The organism is Sphingobacterium sp. JUb56 (assembly GCF_014191365.1).
Lineage (GTDB): Bacteria > Bacteroidota > Bacteroidia > Sphingobacteriales > Sphingobacteriaceae > Sphingobacterium > Sphingobacterium anhuiense.
In genome coordinates this window covers 3,405,950-3,429,287 of the sequence record NZ_JACHWL010000001.1, presented here as the reverse complement: position 1 = coordinate 3,429,287, position 23,338 = coordinate 3,405,950, and the positions used below count along the sequence as shown (strand labels likewise).

General features: G+C 34.7%; 19 protein-coding genes. 13 read left to right on the top strand and 6 right to left on the bottom strand.

Annotation, left to right across the window (positions count from 1 at the left end; translation table 11 throughout):
• Nucleotides 1-17: 17 nt before the first annotated feature.
• Nucleotides 18-854 carry an AraC family transcriptional regulator gene (locus FHR29_RS14705; protein ID WP_132843993.1) on the bottom strand — a complete coding sequence of 279 codons (837 nt, stop codon included), beginning with the start codon at nucleotides 852-854 and terminating at the stop codon, nucleotides 18-20.
• A gap of 216 nt (nucleotides 855-1,070) precedes the next feature.
• On the opposite strand from FHR29_RS14705, the gene map reads away from it, so the two are divergent.
• The 4 genes from map to FHR29_RS14685 all read left to right on the top strand — a co-directional run bounded on the left by map (nucleotide 1,071) and on the right by FHR29_RS14685 (nucleotide 6,543).
• On the top strand, nucleotides 1,071-1,868 hold the full coding sequence (gene map, locus FHR29_RS14700; protein ID WP_132771955.1) for a type I methionyl aminopeptidase: 798 nt from the start codon (nucleotides 1,071-1,073) through the stop codon (nucleotides 1,866-1,868).
• Between the two features lie 348 nt (nucleotides 1,869-2,216).
• Nucleotides 2,217-4,664 (top strand): mechanosensitive ion channel family protein, encoded by a 2,448-nt coding sequence (locus tag FHR29_RS14695; RefSeq protein ID WP_409321997.1) that lies wholly within the window; start codon nucleotides 2,217-2,219, stop codon nucleotides 4,662-4,664.
• A 92-nt stretch (nucleotides 4,665-4,756) separates the two neighbouring features.
• Nucleotides 4,757-5,776 carry a PCMD domain-containing protein gene (locus FHR29_RS14690; protein ID WP_183915534.1) on the top strand — a complete coding sequence of 340 codons (1,020 nt, stop codon included), beginning with the start codon at nucleotides 4,757-4,759 and terminating at the stop codon, nucleotides 5,774-5,776.
• On the top strand, nucleotides 5,773-6,543 hold the full coding sequence (locus FHR29_RS14685) for a porin family protein (protein ID WP_183915532.1): 771 nt from the start codon (nucleotides 5,773-5,775) through the stop codon (nucleotides 6,541-6,543). The genes FHR29_RS14690 and FHR29_RS14685 overlap by 4 nt, the downstream gene beginning before the upstream one ends.
• A 128-nt stretch (nucleotides 6,544-6,671) precedes the next feature.
• Here FHR29_RS14685 and dxs read toward each other — a convergent pair whose 3' ends face one another.
• Nucleotides 6,672-8,573, bottom strand: coding sequence for a 1-deoxy-D-xylulose-5-phosphate synthase (gene dxs / locus FHR29_RS14680; RefSeq protein WP_183915529.1), 1,902 nt, complete (start codon nucleotides 8,571-8,573; stop codon nucleotides 6,672-6,674).
• A gap of 77 nt (nucleotides 8,574-8,650) precedes the next feature.
• On the opposite strand from dxs, the gene FHR29_RS14675 reads away from it, so the two are divergent.
• The 4 genes from FHR29_RS14675 (at nucleotide 8,651) to FHR29_RS14660 (ending at nucleotide 12,483) form a co-directional block, all read left to right on the top strand.
• Nucleotides 8,651-10,057 (top strand): PLP-dependent aminotransferase family protein, encoded by a 1,407-nt coding sequence (locus FHR29_RS14675; protein ID WP_183915527.1) that lies wholly within the window; start codon nucleotides 8,651-8,653, stop codon nucleotides 10,055-10,057.
• Nucleotides 10,058-10,145: 88 nt separating this feature from the next.
• Complete coding sequence (locus FHR29_RS14670; protein WP_183915525.1) at nucleotides 10,146-10,652, top strand: N-acetyltransferase; 507 nt, start codon at nucleotides 10,146-10,148, stop codon at nucleotides 10,650-10,652.
• Between the two features lie 261 nt (nucleotides 10,653-10,913).
• Entirely contained in the window at nucleotides 10,914-11,255 is a 342-nt protein-coding gene (locus FHR29_RS14665) for a YciI family protein (RefSeq protein ID WP_183915523.1), read from the top strand.
• Nucleotides 11,245-12,483: a DUF6596 domain-containing protein gene (locus FHR29_RS14660; RefSeq protein ID WP_183915521.1), complete on the top strand. Its 1,239-nt coding sequence runs from the start codon at nucleotides 11,245-11,247 to the stop codon at nucleotides 12,481-12,483. The genes FHR29_RS14665 and FHR29_RS14660 overlap by 11 nt, the downstream gene beginning before the upstream one ends.
• Nucleotides 12,484-12,560: 77 nt before the next feature.
• Here FHR29_RS14660 and pncA read toward each other — a convergent pair whose 3' ends face one another.
• Nucleotides 12,561-13,151, bottom strand: coding sequence for a bifunctional nicotinamidase/pyrazinamidase (pncA, locus tag FHR29_RS14655; RefSeq protein WP_183915519.1), 591 nt, complete (start codon nucleotides 13,149-13,151; stop codon nucleotides 12,561-12,563).
• A gap of 384 nt (nucleotides 13,152-13,535) precedes the next feature.
• Here pncA and FHR29_RS14650 point away from each other — a divergent pair, with 384 nt between their 5' ends.
• From FHR29_RS14650 to FHR29_RS14630, 5 genes are all read left to right on the top strand, one after another.
• A complete protein-coding gene (locus FHR29_RS14650; RefSeq protein ID WP_021189816.1) occupies nucleotides 13,536-14,111 on the top strand; it encodes a Crp/Fnr family transcriptional regulator in 576 nt (191 codons plus the stop codon).
• A gap of 117 nt (nucleotides 14,112-14,228) precedes the next feature.
• Nucleotides 14,229-14,903, top strand: a complete 675-nt coding sequence (locus FHR29_RS14645; RefSeq protein ID WP_183915516.1) for an NADPH-dependent F420 reductase — start codon at nucleotides 14,229-14,231, stop codon at nucleotides 14,901-14,903.
• Between the two features lie 6 nt (nucleotides 14,904-14,909).
• Nucleotides 14,910-15,416, top strand: a complete 507-nt coding sequence (locus FHR29_RS14640) for a nuclear transport factor 2 family protein (RefSeq protein ID WP_183915514.1) — start codon at nucleotides 14,910-14,912, stop codon at nucleotides 15,414-15,416.
• Between the two features lie 365 nt (nucleotides 15,417-15,781).
• Complete coding sequence (locus FHR29_RS14635) at nucleotides 15,782-17,734, top strand: sensor histidine kinase (protein WP_183915512.1); 1,953 nt, start codon at nucleotides 15,782-15,784, stop codon at nucleotides 17,732-17,734.
• Between the two features lie 3 nt (nucleotides 17,735-17,737).
• Nucleotides 17,738-18,478 carry a LytTR family DNA-binding domain-containing protein gene (locus tag FHR29_RS14630; RefSeq protein ID WP_132771942.1) on the top strand — a complete coding sequence of 247 codons (741 nt, stop codon included), beginning with the start codon at nucleotides 17,738-17,740 and terminating at the stop codon, nucleotides 18,476-18,478.
• A gap of 19 nt (nucleotides 18,479-18,497) precedes the next feature.
• Here FHR29_RS14630 and FHR29_RS14625 read toward each other — a convergent pair whose 3' ends face one another.
• From FHR29_RS14625 to FHR29_RS14615, 3 genes are read right to left on the bottom strand one after another with little or no spacing between them, the layout of a single operon-like run.
• Nucleotides 18,498-19,838 carry a TolC family protein gene (locus FHR29_RS14625; RefSeq protein WP_132771941.1) on the bottom strand — a complete coding sequence of 447 codons (1,341 nt, stop codon included), beginning with the start codon at nucleotides 19,836-19,838 and terminating at the stop codon, nucleotides 18,498-18,500.
• Entirely contained in the window at nucleotides 19,838-21,145 is a 1,308-nt protein-coding gene (locus FHR29_RS14620; RefSeq protein WP_132771940.1) for an HlyD family efflux transporter periplasmic adaptor subunit, read from the bottom strand. Before FHR29_RS14620 ends, FHR29_RS14625 begins: the two co-directional genes overlap by 1 nt.
• Nucleotides 21,135-23,336 (bottom strand): peptidase domain-containing ABC transporter, encoded by a 2,202-nt coding sequence (locus FHR29_RS14615; protein ID WP_132771939.1) that lies wholly within the window; start codon nucleotides 23,334-23,336, stop codon nucleotides 21,135-21,137. Before FHR29_RS14615 ends, FHR29_RS14620 begins: the two co-directional genes overlap by 11 nt.
• Between the last annotated feature and the right edge of the window lie 2 nt (nucleotides 23,337-23,338).

Below are 23,338 nucleotides of genomic sequence, written 5' to 3'. Positions count from 1 at the left end.
CAGGAAATAGTTTCTGCTTATTTAAATTTCGTGGGTGAGACGCCTATATATAGTTTGAAATCTTTTAAAAAATGGTTGTAATCATAATAACCAGATAAGAAAGAGTTCGACATGAAATCCTTTTGATAGTTGCTCTGCCACTCGCCATATATATAAATGAAGCGTTGTAAAGAAATGTATTTTTTAGGAGAAATTCCCATGTATTTTACAAAACTTCTCTGTAGCCATTTACGATTTATTTTTCCTCCCAAACCATGGATTACATCTGCTACAGATATATTTCCTTTTTTCTGTTCAATTTTATTTAAAGCTTCTTGAAGCAGAGAAGGTAGGTTTTCTGCTGGAGTATATGTGCGCATTGTGTTTTCCAGTAATTGCATACGATCTGCAACAGTTTTATTTTGATACAGTTTATCGATTAGCAATTTTGATTTTTCACTTATGATGTCAGTTAAGCTACAGACGGGATGTGAAAGAAAGAATTCTGGTGCTACATCAAAAATTTGATAAAAGGATGAAGGATGAAAACGTAATACAATAATATATTCAAGATCTTGAGGTAGTTGCCAGTAAGTATTCTGTATTGTCCCACAACATACCCATGCCGCATTTAATTTGATTGTTTGATCAGCCTTTTTAATATGAACGATATCCGTTTTATTAGGCATAAAAATTAAAGTAGGAAGACCGTCATTGAATAGTGCCTGGTTGCCTTCTAAGTCTTTGCATGAAAATACATATGCACCTAAGATGCATTCTGATTTAAAAAATAAATTAGAATCCCTCCAGTATCTTGTTGATTCTCCTATTATGGAATCAGATGGTTTAATATCTCCAAAAAAATTAATGGGCATAGTTTTACAAAAGTACTTAAAATATATTCAGTGCTATGTCGAATTATTGTCCAATTTTTACTTTTCTAGTTGTATTATGGTCATTAAATTTGTTTCAAACTATTACTTAATCAGTAGATTAGATGGATGTGTGCTCATTTAGAATCTTGATCCTGGTGAAGTGATATTTATTGGCTAAAAGCCTGATTGTAACAGATTGTAATAAAAATAAATGATATGATTTATAAGACAGAAGAAGAAGTAGCATTAATGCAAATAAGTGCAAAATTGACAAGTCAAACATTGGCTGCTATTGCATCGATTATTAGACCAGGTATCACAACACTTGATATCGATCGTTTTGCAAATGAATTTATTCGTGATCATGGTGCAATTCCTTCGTTTCATAATTTTGGTGGATTTCCATTCCATATCTGTGCTTCAGTAAATGATGCTATCGTGCATGGATTTCCAAATCATAATCCTTTGAAAGAGGGTGATTTAGTTTCCATAGATGTTGGAGCATTTAAAAACGGATTTCACGGAGATCAGGCATATACATTTATCATTGGTGAAGTTGCTCAAGAAGTAATTCAATTAGTCAAAATCACAAAGGAATCATTGATTAAAGGTATCGAGCAAGCTGTGCATGGTAATCGTATTGGCGATATAGGTTATGCAATAGCCTCTCATATTTCACCATATGGATATGGTTTAGTACGCGACTTGGTCGGTCATGGATTAGGACGTGATTTGCACGAAGGACCAGATATTCCTAACTATGGACAACGTGGTAAAGGTAAGGTCTTGAAAGAAAACTTAGTGATAGCAATTGAACCGATGATTAATTTAGGAACGGATGATAATTATACAGAGGAGGACGGTTGGACTATTCGGACTGCAGATGGTAAACCTTCAGTCCATTTTGAACAGGATGTATGTATTAAGAAAAACTTTCCTCTAATTCTGACAGATATCAAAATTATTGAAAAAGCGGAAAAAGAAAACAATAACTTAAACTCTTCTTACTACTAATTTGAGGAGTCTTACCGTGCTATTATCATGAGAAAGTGATCGATTTAAGATCATTTTCTCATGATTATTATAACAACCAAACCGCCCGTCTCCTTATTTTCAGGATCAGTGTAAATTAAGGTGTGATGCTAAGATATATAGGAGAGAACGATTATCTTCCATTTACGTGTTAATATGGTTTTTAAAATCAATTGTAGATGAGTACTCATGTTTTTAGAATTGATATTGCCTATCGATTATTTAGCTTAAAAACATAAAATACTTCAATATTAATCATTAAATTTGATGAGTGCTCTGACATATAATCTTTTGTGTAGGATAAACTTATTAACCTAATTATTAAAGAGAATGCGCTTTTTGAATATATCTATACTGCTGACCATATTTCTTTTTGTTTCTGACGCATATTCAAAAGTGTTGGCACAAGATAGTGCAAAGCAAGATTTCGTTTCACGTACCGAGATTTTCTTTAAAGAATCGGCGAAAAAAAGTCTTCAAGATATAGAGACAGATAAAGCGGCCATACGACAAAATCAAGTCATTGAAGAAATCGAAGTGCTGTCGAGGCAAGCCCGCTCTTTTTTGAAAAAAGGTTTTGATACTGTAGCCCTTATTCGCGATCTGAATCAAGTTTCCCAATGGCATAATATTTCCAAAGATGGTGTCTTTGAAAATAAGGGTACAACTCAAACCTCGCGCAACCTGACCACAACTTATCATATTCTTGATGCTCTTCATGCAGAGGTTTCTATCTATAAGAAACGGGTTGATCGTTATTTAGACCAGCTGGTTCGTTATAGATTTCAGATTGATTCGTTATGTAATGATAAATCACTATTTATATTATCTAAAGACTCAACGGAACTCAATCAATATATTCACAAACTGAAAGTTGTAGCTGTGGAAATAACTCCTGTCACAACTTTATTAAAAGATAATATTAATACTATACAGACCATACAGAATCAAGTTAATTTTGAGTTGCTTCAACTTCAAACTGGAATGGAAGAAATTGAATACGATCAACAGCAAATTTCAGATAAAACATTTCAACAAGAATTTTTAAATCTTTGGGAAGAAAGTAATTTTGATCGGCCGATCCACGAAGTGCTTTACTTTTCCGCACTAAAAGCAAAGCTGGTATTCTTTTATTACCTAAAGGGGCATTGGGGAAAGATTATTCTTTCTGTTTTATTGTTACTTCTCGTAACGACCTATCTTTATTCTTTACGATCTGGAATTAGAAATATAAATAATAAAGAAGAAGTGAAAAGTATGCTACTAAGCTCTCCATTTCTATCAGGAATAGTGATTACGCTCAGTGTAGCTCAGTTTTTATTTCCTAATCCACCATTTATTTTTACTGCGGGAATTGTATTAGTATCTGCTTTGATGATCACTATTATATTTAGAAAAGAAATTTCTAAATATTGGTTGGGTATCTGGGTTATTTTTGTCGTTTTATTTGCCTTTGTAGCTGTAGATAATCTTGTATTGCAGGCTTCTAGGCCAGAAAGATGGTTAATGGTTATTCTTGCCATGATAAGTTTTGTTACTGGTATCTTTATTCTTTTTAATAAAGAGCGTCATCAAGAATTACGTGAGCGTTGGATTCTTATACCGATCTTTCTTATGACCATAATGGAACTTTTTTCGATTTTGTTTAATGTATTGGGGCGCTTCAATATTGCTAAAATTTTGATGGTTGCAGGTTTGATGAATGTCGTTGTTGCGATTGTTTTTCTTTGGGTGATTAGGCTGGTTAATGAGGGATTGACTTATGCCTCTAATCTTTATAAAAAGCAGGAAAGAAGACTTTTTTACATTAATTATAATCGAGTTGGTAAGCGGGCCCCATTCTTTTTTTACGCTATTTTAATTGTTGGCTGGTTCGTATTATTTGGACGAAATTTTTATGAGTTTAGGCTTTTGTCAGAACCATTAAAAAGTTTTTTTCAGGAAGAACATCAGTTAGGAAGTTATACCTTTTCGATATATAACTTGCTTATTTTTATGCTTATTATGATCGGAGCCACCGTACTTTCCAAAATAGTATCTTTTTTTGCATCAGACTCCCAATGGAATTCCAACGATGATAAGCAGGAGAAAAAGTTCCGTTTGGGAAGCTGGATTCTGCTCATTCGTATCAGTATTATCTCAATCGGTTTTTTCCTAGCCTTCGCCGCTGCCGGAATTCCCGTAGATCAAATCATGTTAGTGATTGGTGCTTTGGGTGTAGGAATTGGTTTTGGCTTACAATCACTAGTCAATAATCTAGTCAGTGGATTGATTATAGCTTTTGAAAAACCGGTTAACGTAGATGATCTAATCGAAATTGACGGACATGCCGGTAAGGTTAAATCTATTGGTTTTCGTAGCAGTGTAATTGCGACACTAGATGGTGCTGATCTCATTATGCCTAATGGTGATCTTTTGAATTCCAATGTATTAAATTGGACTGTCGGTGGTTTTAAAAAACGAATACATATTCAGATAGAGGTAAAATATGGGTCAGATCTGGATAAAGTAAAAATGTTAATCGTAGATGTTTTACATAAGAATGATCAGATATTCGCTACTCCTGCTGTATCCGTGCAATTTGGAAGTCTGTCAGCACAATCTATAATGATAGAAATTTACTTCTGGGTGAAAACTTTAAAAGACACGGGTCAGGTAAGAAGCGATGTGATTAAAACCATCCAATCTGTATTTCAGGAGAATGGAGTTGATCTGGCCTTACCGAAACAAGAGCTACTGTGGAAAAATGAACCTGAGTCAAATAATACGATTGACTAATCAAATGAGAATGGTTTACGTAATTAATAAATACTAATCAAGGAACGATGAGAAAACGGCTTTTTGCCACGCTATTTCTATGCATAGTGCTTATGCAAGGCTGTATTAAGGATGCTCCGCAAAACCCTGAGGCAGATATTGAATCCGTTACTGTTGATCCACATTTACTAACTGGTAATGTGTTTATAGATCAGATAAATCGGACAATAACATTAAACCTTACAAACGAAGCCTATGATTCGGGAATCTCTCCGGTGCTGACGTTATCTAGGGGTGCTTCTGTAAAACCAGCAAGTGGAACACTGATCAAGTTTGACGGTGATCAAGAAATTGTATATGATGTCACTTCAGAATCAGGAGAAAACACCAAACGGTATACGGTTAAAGTTGTGAATATTGGTCATTGGGATTTTGCTTTTCAAAATTGGGCTAGTCATCCTACAGATAAATATGAGTATCCGGTAGAGGATGCTGGATTACAGCTCTGGTCTTCCGGCAATCCGGGAGTTGCGCTTTCGGGTGTTCCTGCGCGCAGTGACGCATACCCGACACGATCCACTACAGATGGTTACCTTGGAACGAAGGCTGCAGAACTGGTTACGATTAAAGGTACACCTTTATCAGAACTTATTGGTATTCGACTGTATGCAGGTTCTTTGTTTTTAGGAAATTTTAATGCTTCTCAGGCTATGCTTAATCCGTTGGCGGCGACAGAATTTGGAGAACCTTATAAGGGGCTTCCTAAATCTTTCACAGGTTATTATAAATATAGTGCAGGACCTGATTTTATAAATAAGGCAGGTCAGGTTCAGCCAGGAGTGAAAGACAAATGTAGTATCTATGCCGTTTTGTTTAACGGTCCGGATAGACTTAATGCGACTAATATTATGAATTCGGACCGGATAATTGCGCGTGCGGATCTTCAGGATGGCTCTGATAAAACCAATTTTACACGTTTTGATATTCCTTTTGTATATAAACAGGATGCTAGTATTGGTAAAAATTTGATGATGACCATTGTTACCTCGTCCAGTGCTGAAGGGGATCAATATAGAGGAGCGATAGGATCGCGATTAGTGGTAGATAGTTTAAGAATCGTACCTTTATTATGAAGAAATATATAACGTTATCCCTTTATTGTTGTCTATTGGTGGGATCAAATATCTCGTACGCACAAGACATAAAGCGAAAGTTTTTATTTGATCAGATTAAGCATTCAATTACATTAGGTTATAATATTGGTGCTACGGCTCCTTTTTCTTTTCCTAATACCATTCGTCAGATCAATAGTTATGCACCGATATTTTCACCTTCTTTTGGCTATCAGGCTACATATGATCTTTCATCAAAGTGGTTTGTAGGTACTGGATTAAGCGTAGATGTTAAAGGAATGAAAGTAACTGACAGTGTCCAGTACTTTCATACTATTATTTCTGTGGATAATGGTAATGGTGAAAAAGGCTCTTTTGAAGGAGATTTTACAGGAACAAACGCCACGACATCCCGAAATGTGTATTTAACGCTACCTGTTTTTGCAGGTTACCGTCAGGGAGAATGGGATTTTAAATTAGGGATGTATTTCGCTTGTTTATTATCGGCTGAATTCAAAGGAACTGTATCAGATGGTTATATTAGAAAAGGTAATTCATTAGGTGAAAAAGTATTGATTGAAAGTGCTGATTTTGACTTTTCAAGAGAGGTGAGATCCTTTGATATTGGAGCTCATTTAGGAGTTTCAAGGCATTTTGGTCAACGTTGGGTGGCAGATCTGACAGGACAATTAGGCTTAAATCCAGTTTTCCCTTCATCTTTCCGTGGAGTAGGATATAATTTGCATAATATGTATCTAACACTTGGTGTAGCATACAAACTTTGGTAATATAAACTTGAATAGGTTGGCTATTTTTGATAGTTCTGATATTTAAAAACAAGCTCTATTTCAGAGCTTGTTTTATTTGCTTAAATCAAGATACAAGCGCAGCATATTTATATAACTAATTGTTTTTTTTAAGAGATGTTCTCTTTATTTGGTTCATGGTGTAGTGATCTAATCAAAGAAATTATAGCTTTCTTATCATATCCGTATAATGCATGAAGTTGATTTTGGGTTCCCTGTGTCGCAAATGTATCAGGTAACCCCAGACGTTTTAAAATGGAATGATATCCATTATCTACCATAAATTCCATTACTGCACTACCTATCCCGCCTATGATACTACCATCTTCTATAGTAATCACGACTGAAAATTGACTAAAGACATCGTGCAGTAATGTTTCATCAATAGGTTTAAAGAACCGGAGGTCGTAATGGGCTACATCAATGTGATCATCCAAAAGTTCTTGACAGGCTTCTACTGCAAATTGACCTATCGGACCGAGCGATAATATGGCTATTCTTTTTCCAGATTTGATTTTTCGTCCCTTTCCGAGAGGTATTTTGCAAAACTTACTTTTGAGCTCACCAGAGCCTACGCTTTTTGGATAGCGTATCGCGAAAGGACCATTTAACGTATCGCATTGTGCTGTGAAAAGCAGATTTTTAAAATCATCCAAATCCATGGGAGATGCGCCTGTTATGTTGGGTATACATCTAAGAAAGGAAATGTCAAATGCGCCGTGATGTGTTGGCCCATCTGTGCCAACAATACCTGCACGATCTATGCAGAACACAACAGGTAACTTTTGCAAAGCGACATCATGTATGAGCTGATCGTAGGCGCGCTGTAGGAATGTTGAATATATTGCGCAAAATGGCAACATGCCGTCAGCGGCAAGTCCAGCACAAAAAGTAACGGAATGTTGTTCGGCAATACCGACATCAAAAACTCGGTCAGGCATTTCTGATTTCATCTTCGATAACGAGCTACCCGATAACATGGCTGGACTGACTGCTATGATGCGGTCATTGGTTTTTGCTAGTGTAAGTAGCGTATTTCCAAAAACCTCCTGAAAAGTGAGACTGCGATTAACTGTACTCAACTTCGCTCCCGTTGATTTATTAAAAGTTCCTGGAGCATGCCATTTTTTAGGATCGGCCAGAGCGGGAGCAAATCCCTTTCCTTTGACAGTAACACAATGAAGTAATTTTGGTCCTGGTATGTGCTTTAGTTTTTCGAACAAACTAATCATTTTTTTTAGATCATGTCCATCTACAGGACCAAAATATCGTATGTTTAATGCTTCGAAAAGATTACTATACTGCATAAATCCTCCCTTAATGATTTTATCAAATTTTCGCAGCGTATCTGACGCCCATTTTGTGGATGAATTTTCTGATGAAAGGAGATTTTTGAGATGTAACTTTAAGGTATTGTAATATTTAGCGGTCGTGAGATCTGTCAAATAATTTTGCAGTGCACCGGTATTGCTATCGATAGACATATTATTATCATTGAGTATAATAAGCATGTTTGGTTGTTCATATCCCGCATTGTTCATTGCTTCAAAGGCTTGTCCTGCTGTCATCGCCCCATCTCCAATAACAGCAATATGCTGCCGGTTGAGTTCTCCGCGATATTTGGCTGCGATAGCCATACCTAGGATGGCCGAAATGGAGGTAGAAGAATGACCAGTTCCAAATGCATCAAATTCGCTTTCGTCCCTACAGGGGAAACCGCTTATACCTCCTAGTAATCGGTTAGAGTAAAAAGATTTTCTTCTTCCTGTGAGTAATTTATGAGGATAAGCTTGATGTCCTACATCCCAGATCAGTTTGTCTATAGGCGTATTAAAAACATAATGTAAGGCCACAGTAAGTTCAACAACACCTAAACTAGAACTGAAATGACCTCCGTTTACGGCAACATGATCGATAATAAACGATCGTAAGTCTTCGCATACAACTTGTAAAGAGGAAAAGGATAAATTGCGTAGATCTACTGGACTACTTATGAAATTATTAGGGGACATAGTATTTTTTTTCTCAAAGGTAAATTACTTAGATTTGCGATATAGGTGTAGATTTTGTAAAACTTACCAGTACAGATATGAAGGCGTATAAATTCGAACTATTTACCAGTACTATAGAAAAAAATATCAAAGATGGTATTTTCAAGCCAGGTCATAAACTGCCTTCCGTTCGTGAGTTGAAAGAACAGTTTAAGATCAGTGTCAGTACAATACAAAATGGGTACGAATATCTGATGATTCATGGTTTAGTGGAAAGTATTCCTAAATCGGGTTATTATGTAAGTTATCAAACAAAAAAAAATGTAGAAGAGTTAAAAAGTGACCGTATTCCAGTCATTAGGGATGCTATATTTAAGGATCATCTTGGACTTACAACTTCTGCGGGAGCAGGAAAGACATTTTCTGAGTTTAATGTAGCTGCTCCTGGAGATTTGCTTGTGCCACAAAAGTTAGTGTTGCGGACAATGCAACAGGTGATCCGGGAGCAGGGGGCAGGTCTGCTTCGGTATTATCCTTCAAATGGTTCTGTTGAGTTAAAAGAACATATTATCACACGTGCGGCAGCTTATCGTACTGTTATTCATATGGATGAGCTAATTATTACAGATGGTGCATTGCAGGCTTTATATATTGCTCTGGCTACAGTTTGTTCTTCGGGCGATGTTGTAGCAGTGGAAAGTCCCTGTGTATTTTCGGTACTTGAAGTAATAAGGGTATTGAACCTGAAAGTTATCGAGATTTCTGTAAATCCGGTTTTGGGATTTGATATTAATTTTTTCAGAGAGGCATGCCTTCACAATCCGGTTAAAGCGGCGATTGTAACTTCAAATTTTCATAACCCGACAGGGATATTAATGTCAGATGAACAAAAGCTAGCCTTAGTTACTGTAGCACAATACTATAATGTTGCGCTTATTGAAAATGATATTTATGGTGATCTGAATTTTCATGGACAGCGACCGACTACTTTGAGAAGTTTTGATGTAAGTGGTCTTGTTCTTACTTATTCGTCCTATTCGAAAACGTTGGCCCCCGGTATAAGACTAGGTTGGTTGGCGGCTGGAAAATTTATGCAACGGGCAGAGCAGATTAAATTTTCATTGGGAAGTACCGTTTCTCCTTTATATCAGGAGACGCTAAACAAACTGATGACAGGAAGTAGTTACGATCGTCATATACGTTCCTTTAGAATGCAATTGGCTAAGAATGCCTATAGTACTGTACACTTGCTTTCTGCTAATTTTCCGGACAGTACTTCTATTTTAATGCCAGCAGGAGGCTATAATATTTGGGTAAAGATGCCTGACGGGACAGACATGCTTAAATTTTACAGACAATGTGAGCAAATAGGAGTGAGATTTACTCCTGGGTATACTTTTTCATTTTCGGGGGCGTTCGCAAATTACTTTCGAGTAGTATTTGCAGACAAATTTTCTGTTAAGAAGATAGAAGCGATTATGCTTGCTGGTCAACTAATGCGATAACAACTGTACTGCTTCATGTTGCATAAGCTGTTCTCTTTATTCTTTTGAAAGACTTATACATTTGTGCACACACATTTATGATATCAGTATGAAAATAATAATCAAATTTACTATAGCTACAGAAGAAGGATTGGCAGCTCTTTTAACATTAACGCATGCGATAGCGATAGAAAAGTTTTCAAAACATCTAGAGCTTTCGTTCGTAGAGAAATATATACATGAAAATTTTAGTGATAGCAATTTGGTTGAAGAATTAAATAGCATGTCAAATCAATGGCTCATCGCATACGTCGATAATATACCGGCAGGATTTGTCCAAATTACGTCAAAGGGCGTTAGACCTTCGAGTTTAGACCGTAAACGGGCTATCCGTATTGCCAATTTTGGGATCTTAAAAAAATATTTTAATCTGGGTGTAGAAGAAGCATTACTGGAAAAAAGTTTATCCGTCTGCAGGCCATATGAAGCGGTATGGATCCACGAGTATATTCGAAATCCCTTTATCAGACTTTTTGAAAGTAAGGGATTTGTTAAACAGTCGGAGATAAATCAACTTGATGAATTGCCTTTGAATGCAGTATATTTAATTGCATAATTTATTTAAGAGAATGTTCTTGAAATCTTAAAGGCAGACGTTAAGTTTTGTCTTCTGATTTTATTGACAAGGAAAAAGTATATATCTAATCGCGATCATATACATTAATCACTATTTTTTAGTACCTTATATTACGTTAAATTGCATCTATTCATGTGATTATAAATTTCTTGAATACGATTTGAAAAAAAATGTCCCGAATTACGATCCTCATTTGTCATTAAAATAAATAGTATATTTATTAACCTTAATTAAGAAAAGATGAAAGAGTTTTTATTGTTGATTCGTGAGTCTTCGACTTATGGCAACCTATCGGTAGAAGATATGCAGGCTGATATTCAGGAACATATCAATTGGGTAGAGGAACTGGTTGCAAATCGACATTTTCTAGAAGGAAATCCACTAGAAGCTAATGGAGTTACATTAAAGAAGGATATGATTTCAGATGGTCCATACATCGAGACAAAAGAATGTGTTAGCGGTTACTACAAATTAAGTGTGAAAAGTTTGGAAGAAGCAACACAGCTTGCTAAAAGTTGTCCTGATTTAAAGAATGGTGCAACTTTAGAAATACGGGAGATTATCATTACCGATGAGCAATAAGGACATTGACAAATTAACAGATCATCTTTTCAGGGAATACCATGGAAAGATGATTTCGTTTTTGTCTGCAAAATTTGGATATCAGCAGATCGATAATATTGTTGATGCAGTTCAGGAAGCATTTGAAATTGCCCTAAGTGAATGGAGATATAAAGGAACTCCCAAAAATTGTTTCGGATGGTTAATTTATGTTTCTCAAAATAAATTAATCAATAAAATCAATCGAGATTCGGTTGGAAGCAAGATTCTTAATCGAATTTCGTACGAGGAAGAAGAATCAATTGCGTCACATGAAGCCGAAGATAGTTTACTTCAATTGTTGATCTTCTTTTCTAAAATCAATGTCTCTGACAGAAATAAGTTGATTATATCTTTGTTTTATTTATGTGGATTTGGCTATTCTGAAATATCAAGAGCCATGATGTTACCCGTTGAAACTATTAAAAAGATCATCTTACGAAGTCAGGTTTTAATAAAAAAAATTGCTATTCAATATGAGAAATGTGAATTCGAAAGCTTGCATAATGAGATGCCCCATCTGCTTCATGTATTGTATTTGATGTTTAATGAAGGCTTCAAATCTGCTCAAAAACGAGAATCAATAAAAAAGGATTTATGTTTTGAAGCGATTCGTCTAAGTGTTTTAGTCAAAAAATATCAGGAGGATCATTGTGAATTAAATGCTCTTTTAGCTTTATTTTTCTTTCATGTTTCTCGATTTCCTGCAAGGATTCAAGAAAATGGATGGATATCTATTCAATTTCAAAATCGGACGCTTTGGGATAAAAATTTAATAAGCGAGGGATATGCTTATCTTAATAAAATAGATTTAAGTAAAAATAGGCTGAATAAATATCATTTAGAGGCTTTAATTGCTTCAGTGCATTGTTCTTCACCTAATTATGAAAAAACAGATTGGAGATTGATATCTACCTTGTATTCTCAATTAGAATTTTTAGAGCCTAATGCTATAGCAGTAAAAATAAATAGGGTTATTGCTGAGAGTAATTACTTGCCAATAACTCCATTGATTGAGAAAATGTTTGATTTGGAACCTATGTTAAATGACTTTCTTAAATTTCCATTTTATAGCTCTTTAGCATTTCTTTATGAAAAGGGGGAAAAGAAGGAAATGGCCTGCCATTACTATTGGTGTTCTTTATCATATACCAACAATCAATTTGATAACGAATACATAAACCTGAAATTAAGCCTTCTCCATTCGTGATCATAAAAAAAGCCCAACTTCGCTATTGGGCCTAATTTATAATTACTGTAAATATTATGTTTAGATTTGTCAGCTGGTCATATGATTGTACCGCCCTTCGATATAAAGTCTTTTTTCACACGATCGTATCTTTCCAGATCTATTGGTTTAGATGCACCCGCTATAATACTCGATTTAAAACCTAAATCTAAAGCATCGTTTGCAGTGTAATATACGCAGTAATCAGCAGCCACTCCACAGACAGCTACTTCTGTAACACCTCTACCTTTAAGATAATCACCCATTCCTGTAGATTTTTTTCTACCATTATCAAAAAAACCACTATAGCTATCAATTTCTTTATCCATTCCTTTTCTAAAAATAGCTTCAATTGCATTTGTTGAAAGTCCAGAGACGAATTCAGCGCCTTTAGTTCCTTGTATGCAATGCTCTGGCCAAAGTACCTGATCTAATCCATTTAACATTATTTCTTCAAATGGCTCTTTGCCAGGATGCGAGGTATAAAAACTTTTGTGCCCCCTTGGATGCCAATCTTGTGTGGCTACCACAAGATCATACTGTGTCTGTAGCTCGTTAATTGTGTGTACGATTTCATCACCATGATTAACAGCTAAAGCACCTCCTGGTAAAAAATCATACTGTACATCGATTATAATTAAAGCTTTCATAAAGAAAAGTTAAATGTTAGTAAGGATACCTTGATACGTACTATTTTCCCTAATATAAGAAAAATGTTAGTAATTGCTGTTGTTGCTTTATTAAAAGGAAAAAAATAATTATTTCGGATTGTTTTATATGGTAAAGCATTAGTTTATGACTTTTTTTCACATCATCACTCCATGTACTCAGATCTTAAAGTTGTTAACTTTATTAGTATATTCCTTGTTTAAAAATTAGGATGAATGTTATAGCATATGTGTTTTGATTTTGAAAATATAGCGTATTTATCAAAACTATAAACGCGGCTTTATTTAGAAATATTAAATCCATCATTATATTCATGGCATTCTCATTTTGTATCTTTAGAAGATTGTTTAGAAAAAAGAATTGATATGGATCATATTATAAACCACTTTAACCAGTATCTGCCCCTTGATAGCGAGGAGATCGCGGTTTTAACAAACCATATTACGAAGAGAACTATAAAAAGAAGACAGTTTCTTTTACACCAAGGGGATGTATGTAAGTCTTTTACCTACATACAGAGTGGTTGTTTTAAAATGTACGGTATAGATGATAAGGGGGCTGAACATAATCTTGTCTTCGCAGCTGAAGACGATTGGATTTCGGACATAGGTAGTTTACATCGTGAAACTCCTTCGCAGTTATATATAGAAGCAATAGAACCTTCAGTAGTATTACAGATTTCCAAAGGTGATTTATGGTATTTATACACTAATTATCCAAAGTTTGACCGTAATTTCCGTGTGATTATTGAAAATAAATATATTGAACTTCAAAATCGATTATTACAAATGTTTAGTTCTACCGCTATTGATAGGTACGAAAGTTTTATTAATCAATATCCCAATTTAGCAAATAGGCTACCTAATACACAAATTGCCTCTTATTTAGGTATAACTGCAGAATTTTTGAGTAAAATAAAGAACGATAGATTTAGAAAATAACTATACTCTTAAACTAGATTAAGGGTATTTCTTATTATAGCTTATAGGTGTAGGTTGACTATTCATCGCAATTTTGTATTGTCAATAATGACAAACAAATTTTTAACATATAAAACGATGAATACAGTAAATCAACAAGTAAAAGTAGCCGTTATTGGTTTGAGTAATATTGGTAAAGCCATAGCCACTAATCTTGTGAAAGGAAATCACCCGGTTATCCTTTCCTCTAGAGCATTTGAGAAGGCAAGCAATCTGGCGGACAAATTTGGAAATCTTGCCACTGCAGAGGAGATATCCGATGCGATTCATAAAGCTGATGTAATCATTCCAGCGATTTACTTTGATAATATTAAAGAATTTTTGGTGCAGTATGCGACGGAGCTAAAAGGAAAAATTATTGTAGATGTTTCAAATCCAATTGCTCCAGATGGCAATGGAGGTTTTAGAAAAATTATTGATCAACATGATTCTGCAGGTCAGACTCTATTAGCTTTGGTACCTAAAGAAACCAGTTTTGTTAAAGCATTTGGAACTCTAGGTGTACATTCATTATCAGAAGAGGCTTTCGTTACCCCTCAAAATAAAGTGTTATTTTATGCATCGGATAATACTAATAGTAATCAATTTGTTGAAGAATTAATCAAAGCCAGTGGTTTTGAACCTCTTCATATTGGAGGTATCAATCAATCTATTCGCATAGAAGTATTTGGCGATCTTCATGAGTTCGGAGCACTGGGAAAAACAGTGGTACTTGATGAAGCAAAGGATATTATTGGTCAACATAAAATCTAAAATCATATGATAAAGGCCATGGTGGCGGCAGTGTTTTTTTTTATGTTATTAGCCTGCCAAAATGAAACAAATCAGCGGAATGATGATGCACATATTTCTAAACTTGAAAATTCAACAGTAATGAATAAACAAACAATAAAAGCGGAAATCGAAGATGCTTTGACTATTTATTTTGAAGCCCTGAATAAATCAAATGTCGAGCAGGCCGTCGGTCAATACACGGCTGACGGTATATTTATGCCAACAGGGTTGCCCACAGCAACAGGAACACATGAACTTACAATAGCTTATCAAAATGTTTTTAAAGCAATCCTGCTTAATGTATCCTTTAAAATGGAGGAAGCAGTTATACTTGAAGATAATGTAGTATTTGTTCGAACTCAATCAAACGGAAGTCAATTGATCCGTGCTAGTGGACAAAAATCTAACGAGTTAAATCGAGAGTTTTTTTTAATGAAAAAAGAAAATAACAAATGGAAGATCGCTCGGTACATGTTTAACCAACCAAAATAGGTACTAGATAGAAAATCGTAATTTAAAATAAAAATCAAAACCCTATAAATTTTCTGATTTATAGGGTTTTGATTTTATGTAATATGGTAAACCGGCGGATTTTTTTTAAAATAATTTTAGCATTTTTATTTGACTATTTATATAATTGAATTGAGAGCCCCTGACTAGTTCCATTTTTTAAATATATTTGAAACAAACTAATTGAAGTCGGCACTTCTGTAACCTTATTTATTTTTACATATAGTATAAGTTTCGGACAATCTTGTTCTTTAAATATCGACAAGATCGTTTCGAATATTGGTTGAACTATAGCGAATATTGAAAATGGTTTATATTAGTTGTTTTAAAAAATGATTTTTATAGGGATGAAAGAATATTGTCTAAAAATTGGTCGCTTGCTGAAATTGAATAGAATTTGGAGCATAATTTTCTGCATTTATTTTTTAACCATATTTGTAAGCTGTGACTCCAGTCAGAAGCCAACAATTTCTAAACATGCAGGTTTGACTTTGGACAGTGTTGCAAAGCATCATTTGTTAAGTTCGATTATAAATTCAACACAGGATAATAATCGGATCAGAGATAGTCTATTTGTCGAGTATGAAAAATCAGCCAATTTTAAGAAGAATATTTATTATTGGGCACTCAAAGCACTTAATTTACCCTTTGGTTTCAAAGATGATTCACTGATAAATAGTGTGAATAACATATATATATTACCTAAGCAGGTGGATGAGTGGGCTTTAAAGAAATATGTACTCTTAAAAAGTAAAGCCGACCATACAGATATTAATAGCTCAGAAGTGACTAAGGAGCTTATGAATACGAGAAGTCTGGTGGAGAAATCTAAGTCTGTATTCTTATTTTTATATGACAACATGTTGGCCATGATTTTTTATACTAATCAGGACTCCGAGAATTCTTTACGGTATATTAAATTGTTCAGACAAAATCATCCCTATGCAACATCTGCACGCTTCCTTCAAATGTACTATGATATTCGTTTTATGATCTCCTTAGATCTTGATGGAACTCCTGGGGCTGAGACATATCTGGATAGCTGTCAAGCATTGGCTAGAGAATTGGATGATACATTGGCCTTAATGCGTTCGATTGACTTTGAATCACAATGGCTGAAAAAACAGGGGAAGACAAAAGAAGCTGTTGATCGACATAGGATATATTTTAACTATCTCACCAAAACGAAAGAGAATACGGCGTTAAAACAGTACAATAATTTTGCCGACCTATTCCTTGCTAACAATCAACCTGATTCGGCTATTCTATATGTAAAGAGGGGGATGGAAATCGCTCGTAAAAACAAAAAGGAAACCAAAGATATGACTTCGGTATTGGATATCTTAAGCAAATCTTATGAAAAAAAGGGTGATTATAAACAGGCTTACCTGTATGGTAGAAAACAATATGAAGCATATCTACAGGCCACTGAGGTGATGCAAAAGACAGCGATAGCTGACATTACTGCACGTTATGATGCTCAGAAGAAAGATGAAGCAATTCGATCTCTTCAGGAAAATAATGATTTAAACAGTAAATTTATTACCCAACAGCGATGGACCTTTATAATTTTCATCATATTGACGATTTTTATTGTCTTTTTTGTTTTCAGCTCCTACAAACAAAAACTCTTCAAGGCTGAACATGATAAATTATTATTACAACATAAACAACTTGTCTTAGAACAAAAAAATAGACAAAATCAGCTAAATCCTCATTTTATATATAATTCTATTGCCAACTTGCAGGGCTTGATCAGTACCGATAAAAAATTGGAAGCAAATAAGTATTTGGTTACACTAACAAAAGTTATCCGCGATATGTTAGAGTTAAATAGAAAAGATTTTATACCGTTAGAAAAAGAAATAGATAGTCTTAATAACTACGTCAATCTTCAACAAATGCGTTTTAATCACTCTTTTGAATATCATGTCGAAACAGGCGATTTAGACTTAGATAATACACTTATTCCTCCGATGTTAGTCCAGCCCTTTTTAGAAAATGCGATAGAACATGGTCTTATGAGCCTGGAGGATAAAGGTTGTCTACAAGTTAGGTTTTACCAAACTAAAGGTACGCTACATATTGAGATTACTGATAATGGAGTGGGAGTGGCGGAAAACTCACAGATAAATAAAAAGAAAGAATCTTTATCTCAGGTAATAACCGAGGAGCGTATTGAACTGCTATTTGGAAAGGATAAGCATGTTGCAGGTATGCGGAAACATCCGAATTTTAAACAGGACGGAACAGGTTATCAAGTTGAAATATATTTCCCATTAACTCTGAATTTTGATTAGATTATGTTAAAGATTTATGTACTCGAAGACGAGGCGAATATACTTCGTTATATCCAATCCATTTTGGATGAAATACCCTATGTGCGGATGGTTGGAAGCTCGTCTAATATCAAAAAGGCCGAGATCGAAATTCCGAGAGAATTACCGGACCTTATCTTATCAGATATACAGTTAAAAGATGGTCTCAGCTTAGCATTATTAGCCAATCTTAATTTAGATGCTAATATTATATTTATAACTGCTTTTAACCAATATGCTATTGAAGCGCTTAATCTTGGCGCTATTGGTTATCTGACAAAACCGATCGATCCAAGTTTACTCATGGAGAAGATTGAACAATGCTATAAAAAGACGACAGAATTTACGCTAAACCAATTACAGCTCAAGATTGCAGAAAGTCATCTTAAACATCCGGCTACTCCAAAAAAAATAGCACTTCGAACCTTTGAATTTACACAGATTGTTGATGTAGAGGATATTTTATACTGTTTTAGTGATAAAGGATATACTACTTTTCATTTAAAAGATGGGGTCAATTTAATGGTTTCTAAAGTAATAAAGCATTTTGAAGCGATGTTGCCTCAAGAACAGTTTATACGTTGTCACCAATCTTATCTTATTAATTCCCATTATATCCATAAGTATTTTAAAGACGGGCAACTGGAAATGAAGGATGGCAGGATGATTCCTATTTCAAATCGAAAGCGAGAAATGATTATGCAGTTTATCGAAGGATTGGGATAATTTTATTTTTTGAACAGGTTTAAAATTTAATGTCACCTGTACTTAGATAATGGATTAAAATTTGTGTAAATAGCATATTGTATTTAGTTTGAATCAGCTCACTCTCTGTCGTGAGCAGGTTCGAACGCGATGTATTTAAGTCGTATATACTGATTCTACCTGCCTCGTAACTTTTTAAACTTAAATCAAAAGCCTTTTTAGTGACTTCCAGAACATTAGTTGCTAGTTTATATTGTTTTTGATAATTATCCAGATCAAGTAATTGTTTTGTTAGCTCCTGCTTGATAGTAAGCTGTTCTAATTGTATTTGTTTTGCATTTTCAGCCTGTTGAATCTTATTCTTTTGAACAGCTGTCTTAACCGTATTTTTGTTGAATATTGGTACATTGATGGTCAGACCTATCTGTTGAGAAAAATTATTTTGAAGCTGATTAAATAAAGGAAGTCTTCCAAAACCTGTAGTTAAATTGTTGAAATAAAAACTACCCAATGTCAGACTCGCATCAATCGTGGGGTAAAGCTGGGCTTTTATAGCTTTTTGATCAAATTGAAGTGCCTCACTTAACAATGCATATTTTTTTAATCCAGGGTGTTGTTTTAAATAGGAACTGTATAAATCCGAAGATTCAGAACTTGATTGATGTAACGGTGAAAAAGCCTTAGTTTCCGTATTAATTTCAAAATTTTGATCTGGTTCAATAGCCATTATTTGTTTAAGTTCCAATATAGCTTTATCTATAGTGTAGTGCGCCTGTCTATTTTTTTCGTTCTCACGTTCATAATTAGCCTTTGCTTCGTATAATATAGTAAGCGAAGTGGCTCCGAGGTCAGTTGACTTTTGTACTTTTAAAAGTTGGCTCTCTGCAAAAAATAGAGCTGTATCTACTGATTTGCAGATCTCTTTTTGCAACAATACGTTTAGGTAAGCCTGGATAGTTTTTAGTGTTATTTCTCTTTTGAGTAAAGCTAAGTCTTGTCCGCTTGCTTCCATTTCTCTCTCTGATTTCTTAATGAAATTTTTCAGTTTGCCATTGTTTAAGATCGAATAGGAGGAAGATAAACCTAATGTACTGTTGAAGTTGTCATTTCGTGCATTGTTACCAAAAATATCTTGAGATTGTCCAAAATTGTTGTATAAATTTGTAAATCCATTTAGATTAGGTAGACGTTCATTTTTGTAATTTTTTATATCTAGATTTTTGTCTTCAAGAACTAATTTCGCTTTGTCTAAAGTGATATTCTTTTCAAGTGCAACGGCAATGCATTGGTGTAAGTCAAAAGTCTGTTGTGCGAACAAAACTTTGCCTGTAATGCATGTGATGCCAAGCGTTAGTAATATATATCGAAATAACACAATCATTAATTATCTTGATATCTAAGTAAACTCCTTAATTGACTCAATATTCTTTCAGCAAGTGTTAATTCTTCTGTAACAATATCAGCCGTTCCGCTCAATTCCTTGTCAAATACAATTGTTTTATGATAAGAAGTCTGTAATCCATTGGGCAGTGCTACTTCTATATAGTATTTACTGTCTTTATCTTGAACTAAAGCAATGGATTTGATTTTCCCTTGTACTATACCATATTCCTGGTACTTATAATTATCAAGCTTGATCAATACCTTTTGATTTATTTTTATTTTACCTTGATTCTGAGCTCCTATATGCATTTGTCCTATTGTTATCTGTCTATTGTTTGGCAGTATACTGAGCAGGGTACTGCCCGCTTTCACAAATTGTTTCTCTCCTAAAAATTGGAGATAACTTAATGTTCCATCTATAGAAGCATAGACGAGATAAGTTTTTTCCCATTGTCGTAGTGCTTTTTTGAGCTTTTCAAGTAATAAGATAGAAGCAGATGAATAGGAAGTTTTTTCTTTAACAATATTTACATCTGCACCTGATTTTATTTTTTTAAAGTTTAAAATAGTTTCTTCCAATTGCGCAATTGATATTTCTGTATTTTTGAAATTCCTTTGCGCTTCCAATAATTTTACTTTTTCATTTTCAAGTTCTAGAGCAGCTATCACACCTTCACGATGTAATGATTCGGAACGCTTGTAGTTTTTTTCGGTCAATTGTAACTTACTTGATTCTAATATATGTTGTTGCCTAAGATTTGCAACACGTTCTTTATAATCTGTAATACCTTTAAGGGCCGTTACCTCTTCTGCAGCATAAGGCTGTAGATTGGTAAATAATATCTCTTCCTCCAGCGCCTTGGCAAAGGCATTGTAATCTTCCTGTACTTCACCCAATCTAAAGCTGGAAACAAGTTGTAATGGAAATTTACTAAGTTGTTTCGTCGATAGAGAATCGAGAATCTTCTTTAATTGATATATATCTTGATCATCGGCTGACGACTCCAAAACCATCAGTAAGTCTCCTTTTTTTACTGTTTTTTGATCTTTTGCGATCAACTTTTCAATCCGTGAATCGATCCTAACCTCAATTTTCTCTGGTGGATTTTGAGATGATATAATAATAGTAGATGAAATGAATTCTGGATATTTAATAATGCATGCCAGTAAAAAAAATAAAAGTATTATACCTAACATCACTAGACTTCCCCAACGGATAAGCCAATTTGGCGGTGTTTCTAAAACCTCCTGTACCTGCTCTGAACGCAGATTGATATTGTCCAATATGTTGTCTTTAGTTGCCAAGTTCTAATTGATTTTTTACTAATCGATAATATTCTCCTTTTAAGGATACAAGCTGTTCATGGGTGCCTTCCTCGACCACTTTACCTTTATCTAGTACGATTATTTTGTTTGCATTTTTTACAGTAGATAAGCGATGTGCGATAATCACTGCCGTTCGCCCTTTTAGGAACTGATTCAAATTATCTGTTATAACTTTTTCTGTATTTGCGTCAAGGGCAGAAGTTGCTTCGTCGAAAAATACATATTGTGGAGATTTATAGACTGCACGCGCTATTAACATCCGTTGGCGTTGCCCCCCGCTGATACCTAATCCTTCATAGCCAATTTTTGTATTGTAACTTACTGGCAATGATTCAATAAAATCTTTTATATGTGCGATTTCTACCGCGTGCTTTAATTTTTGCTTATCTACACTAATATTACCCATTGCAATATTATTTGCTATACTTTCATTGAAAATGTAACCATCCTGCATAACAACGCCACAGGATGCACGCCACATACTGGGGGCGATATGGCGTATGTCGGTCTTCCCAATCTTAATTTCGCCTTCATCTGCATCGTAAAACTTTGTTAAAAGTTTCATTAAAGTCGTTTTCCCAGATCCACTGGCGCCTACAATAGCGGTCGTTTTTTCATAGGGAATCAATAGATTCAAATTTTCAAATACAGCATGAGTTGATCCTTTATAGCGAAATGTTAAGTTCGTTACTGAAATATTTTGTTCTGGAATTTCAGACGCATAGTTATTATCCAGACTTTCCTCATCGTCCTTTCCGTGGATTTCATTCAATCGCTCCAGTGCAATTTTAGCATCCTGCGTTTGTCTGATGAAGTTCATAAATTGGATTAATGGACTATTTAGCTGTCCTATGATGTATTGCACAGAAAGCATCATTCCTAATGTCAATTGACCTTCTACCACCAGGCTTGCCGCGATAAAACTGATGAATACATCTTTAAGTTGATTGATAATATTTCCACCTATAGTCTGTATCTGTTCAAGCTTAAGTGCTCTAATTTTAATTCTGAAAACTTTAATCTGAATACCTTCCCATTGCCAACGTTTATTGGTTTCGGCATTATTCATTTTGATTTCTTGCATACCATTGATCAATTCCATGACCTGGCCTTGTTCTTCTGCTAGCTGGGAGAACTGTTTGTAATCTAATTCTCTTCTCTTCTTTAAAAAAAATGCGATCCAAAAGAAATAAAGAACAGCACCTACCAGATAAATAATAAAAAGCTTATAGCTGTAAAATAGAAGAACAACACCAAAAACCAAAAAATTGATCAATGAAAAGAGTGTCTGTAGAGAGTTGTTGGTAAGTAATTGTTCGATTCGACCATGATCAGCGATTCGTTGCATGATATCGGCCGTTACCCTTGAATCAAAAAAGCTAATAGGCAAACGCATCAATTTAATGAAGAAATCAGATACAATAGATATATTGATGCGTGATGATAGGTGCAGTAAAATCCATCCTCGGATCACTTCTATGCCCATTTGTCCAATATAAAGCATAATTTGGGCAAATAACACTAAATAGATAAAATTTAAATCTTGATTCTGAATCCCTATATCAACGATACTTTGTGTCAGAAACGGAAAAACCAAGGACAGTAAACTTCCTCCTATCAACCCTAAAGCCAATTGAATAATAAAGGATTTATATTTAAAAAAATAATGTTTCAGATAGTTTTTGATAGAAAAGGATCTGTCTGAAATGTCTTCTTGTTGATCAAAACGTGCTGTTGTTTCTAGAACGAGTACAATACCTTCTTCTGTTGTATCGGTAGCACCTTTTCCTATCCAGTTCTGTAGAAATTCTTCTTCTGAATAGCTAATTAAGCCGTAACTTGGATCTGAAATATAGATTCGGTAACCCTGACGTTTTTTTTGAATTTTATAGACAACAACGTAATGTTGTTTCATCCAAAACACTACACAGGGAAGTGGTGCGTCTTCAACAAGTGTCTTGAAATCTATTTTTACAGAAAGTGTTTTAAATCCTATAGATTCGGCAGCTTTACTTAATCCCAAAAGACTTGATCCTTCGCGTGTTGTCTCGGACAAATCACGGAGCATCTGGAGGGGTAATATTTTTCCGTAATATTTACTGATAATGCGGAGACAGGTAGGTCCACAGTCTTTGGAATCCGGTTGTTTATAGAATGGAAATTTTGCCATAT

Bases quoted from the DNA above. Each gene is read 5' to 3' on its own strand.
- FHR29_RS14705 (WP_132843993.1), bottom strand. From the start codon at position 854: ATGCCCATTAATTTTTTTGGAGATATTAAACCATCTGATTCCATAATA.
- map (WP_132771955.1), top strand. From the start codon at position 1,071: ATGATTTATAAGACAGAAGAAGAAGTAGCATTAATGCAAATAAGTGCA.
- FHR29_RS14695 (WP_409321997.1), top strand. From the start codon at position 2,217: ATGCGCTTTTTGAATATATCTATACTGCTGACCATATTTCTTTTTGTT.
- FHR29_RS14690 (WP_183915534.1), top strand. From the start codon at position 4,757: ATGCAAGGCTGTATTAAGGATGCTCCGCAAAACCCTGAGGCAGATATT.
- FHR29_RS14685 (WP_183915532.1), top strand. From the start codon at position 5,773: ATGAAGAAATATATAACGTTATCCCTTTATTGTTGTCTATTGGTGGGA.
- dxs (WP_183915529.1), bottom strand. From the start codon at position 8,573: ATGTCCCCTAATAATTTCATAAGTAGTCCAGTAGATCTACGCAATTTA.
- FHR29_RS14675 (WP_183915527.1), top strand. From the start codon at position 8,651: ATGAAGGCGTATAAATTCGAACTATTTACCAGTACTATAGAAAAAAAT.
- FHR29_RS14670 (WP_183915525.1), top strand. From the start codon at position 10,146: ATGAAAATAATAATCAAATTTACTATAGCTACAGAAGAAGGATTGGCA.
- FHR29_RS14665 (WP_183915523.1), top strand. From the start codon at position 10,914: ATGAAAGAGTTTTTATTGTTGATTCGTGAGTCTTCGACTTATGGCAAC.
- FHR29_RS14660 (WP_183915521.1), top strand. From the start codon at position 11,245: ATGAGCAATAAGGACATTGACAAATTAACAGATCATCTTTTCAGGGAA.
- pncA (WP_183915519.1), bottom strand. From the start codon at position 13,151: ATGAAAGCTTTAATTATAATCGATGTACAGTATGATTTTTTACCAGGA.
- FHR29_RS14650 (WP_021189816.1), top strand. From the start codon at position 13,536: ATGGATCATATTATAAACCACTTTAACCAGTATCTGCCCCTTGATAGC.
- FHR29_RS14645 (WP_183915516.1), top strand. From the start codon at position 14,229: ATGAATACAGTAAATCAACAAGTAAAAGTAGCCGTTATTGGTTTGAGT.
- FHR29_RS14640 (WP_183915514.1), top strand. From the start codon at position 14,910: ATGATAAAGGCCATGGTGGCGGCAGTGTTTTTTTTTATGTTATTAGCC.
- FHR29_RS14635 (WP_183915512.1), top strand. From the start codon at position 15,782: ATGAAAGAATATTGTCTAAAAATTGGTCGCTTGCTGAAATTGAATAGA.
- FHR29_RS14630 (WP_132771942.1), top strand. From the start codon at position 17,738: ATGTTAAAGATTTATGTACTCGAAGACGAGGCGAATATACTTCGTTAT.
- FHR29_RS14625 (WP_132771941.1), bottom strand. From the start codon at position 19,838: ATGATTGTGTTATTTCGATATATATTACTAACGCTTGGCATCACATGC.
- FHR29_RS14615 (WP_132771939.1), bottom strand. From the start codon at position 23,336: ATGGCAAAATTTCCATTCTATAAACAACCGGATTCCAAAGACTGTGGA.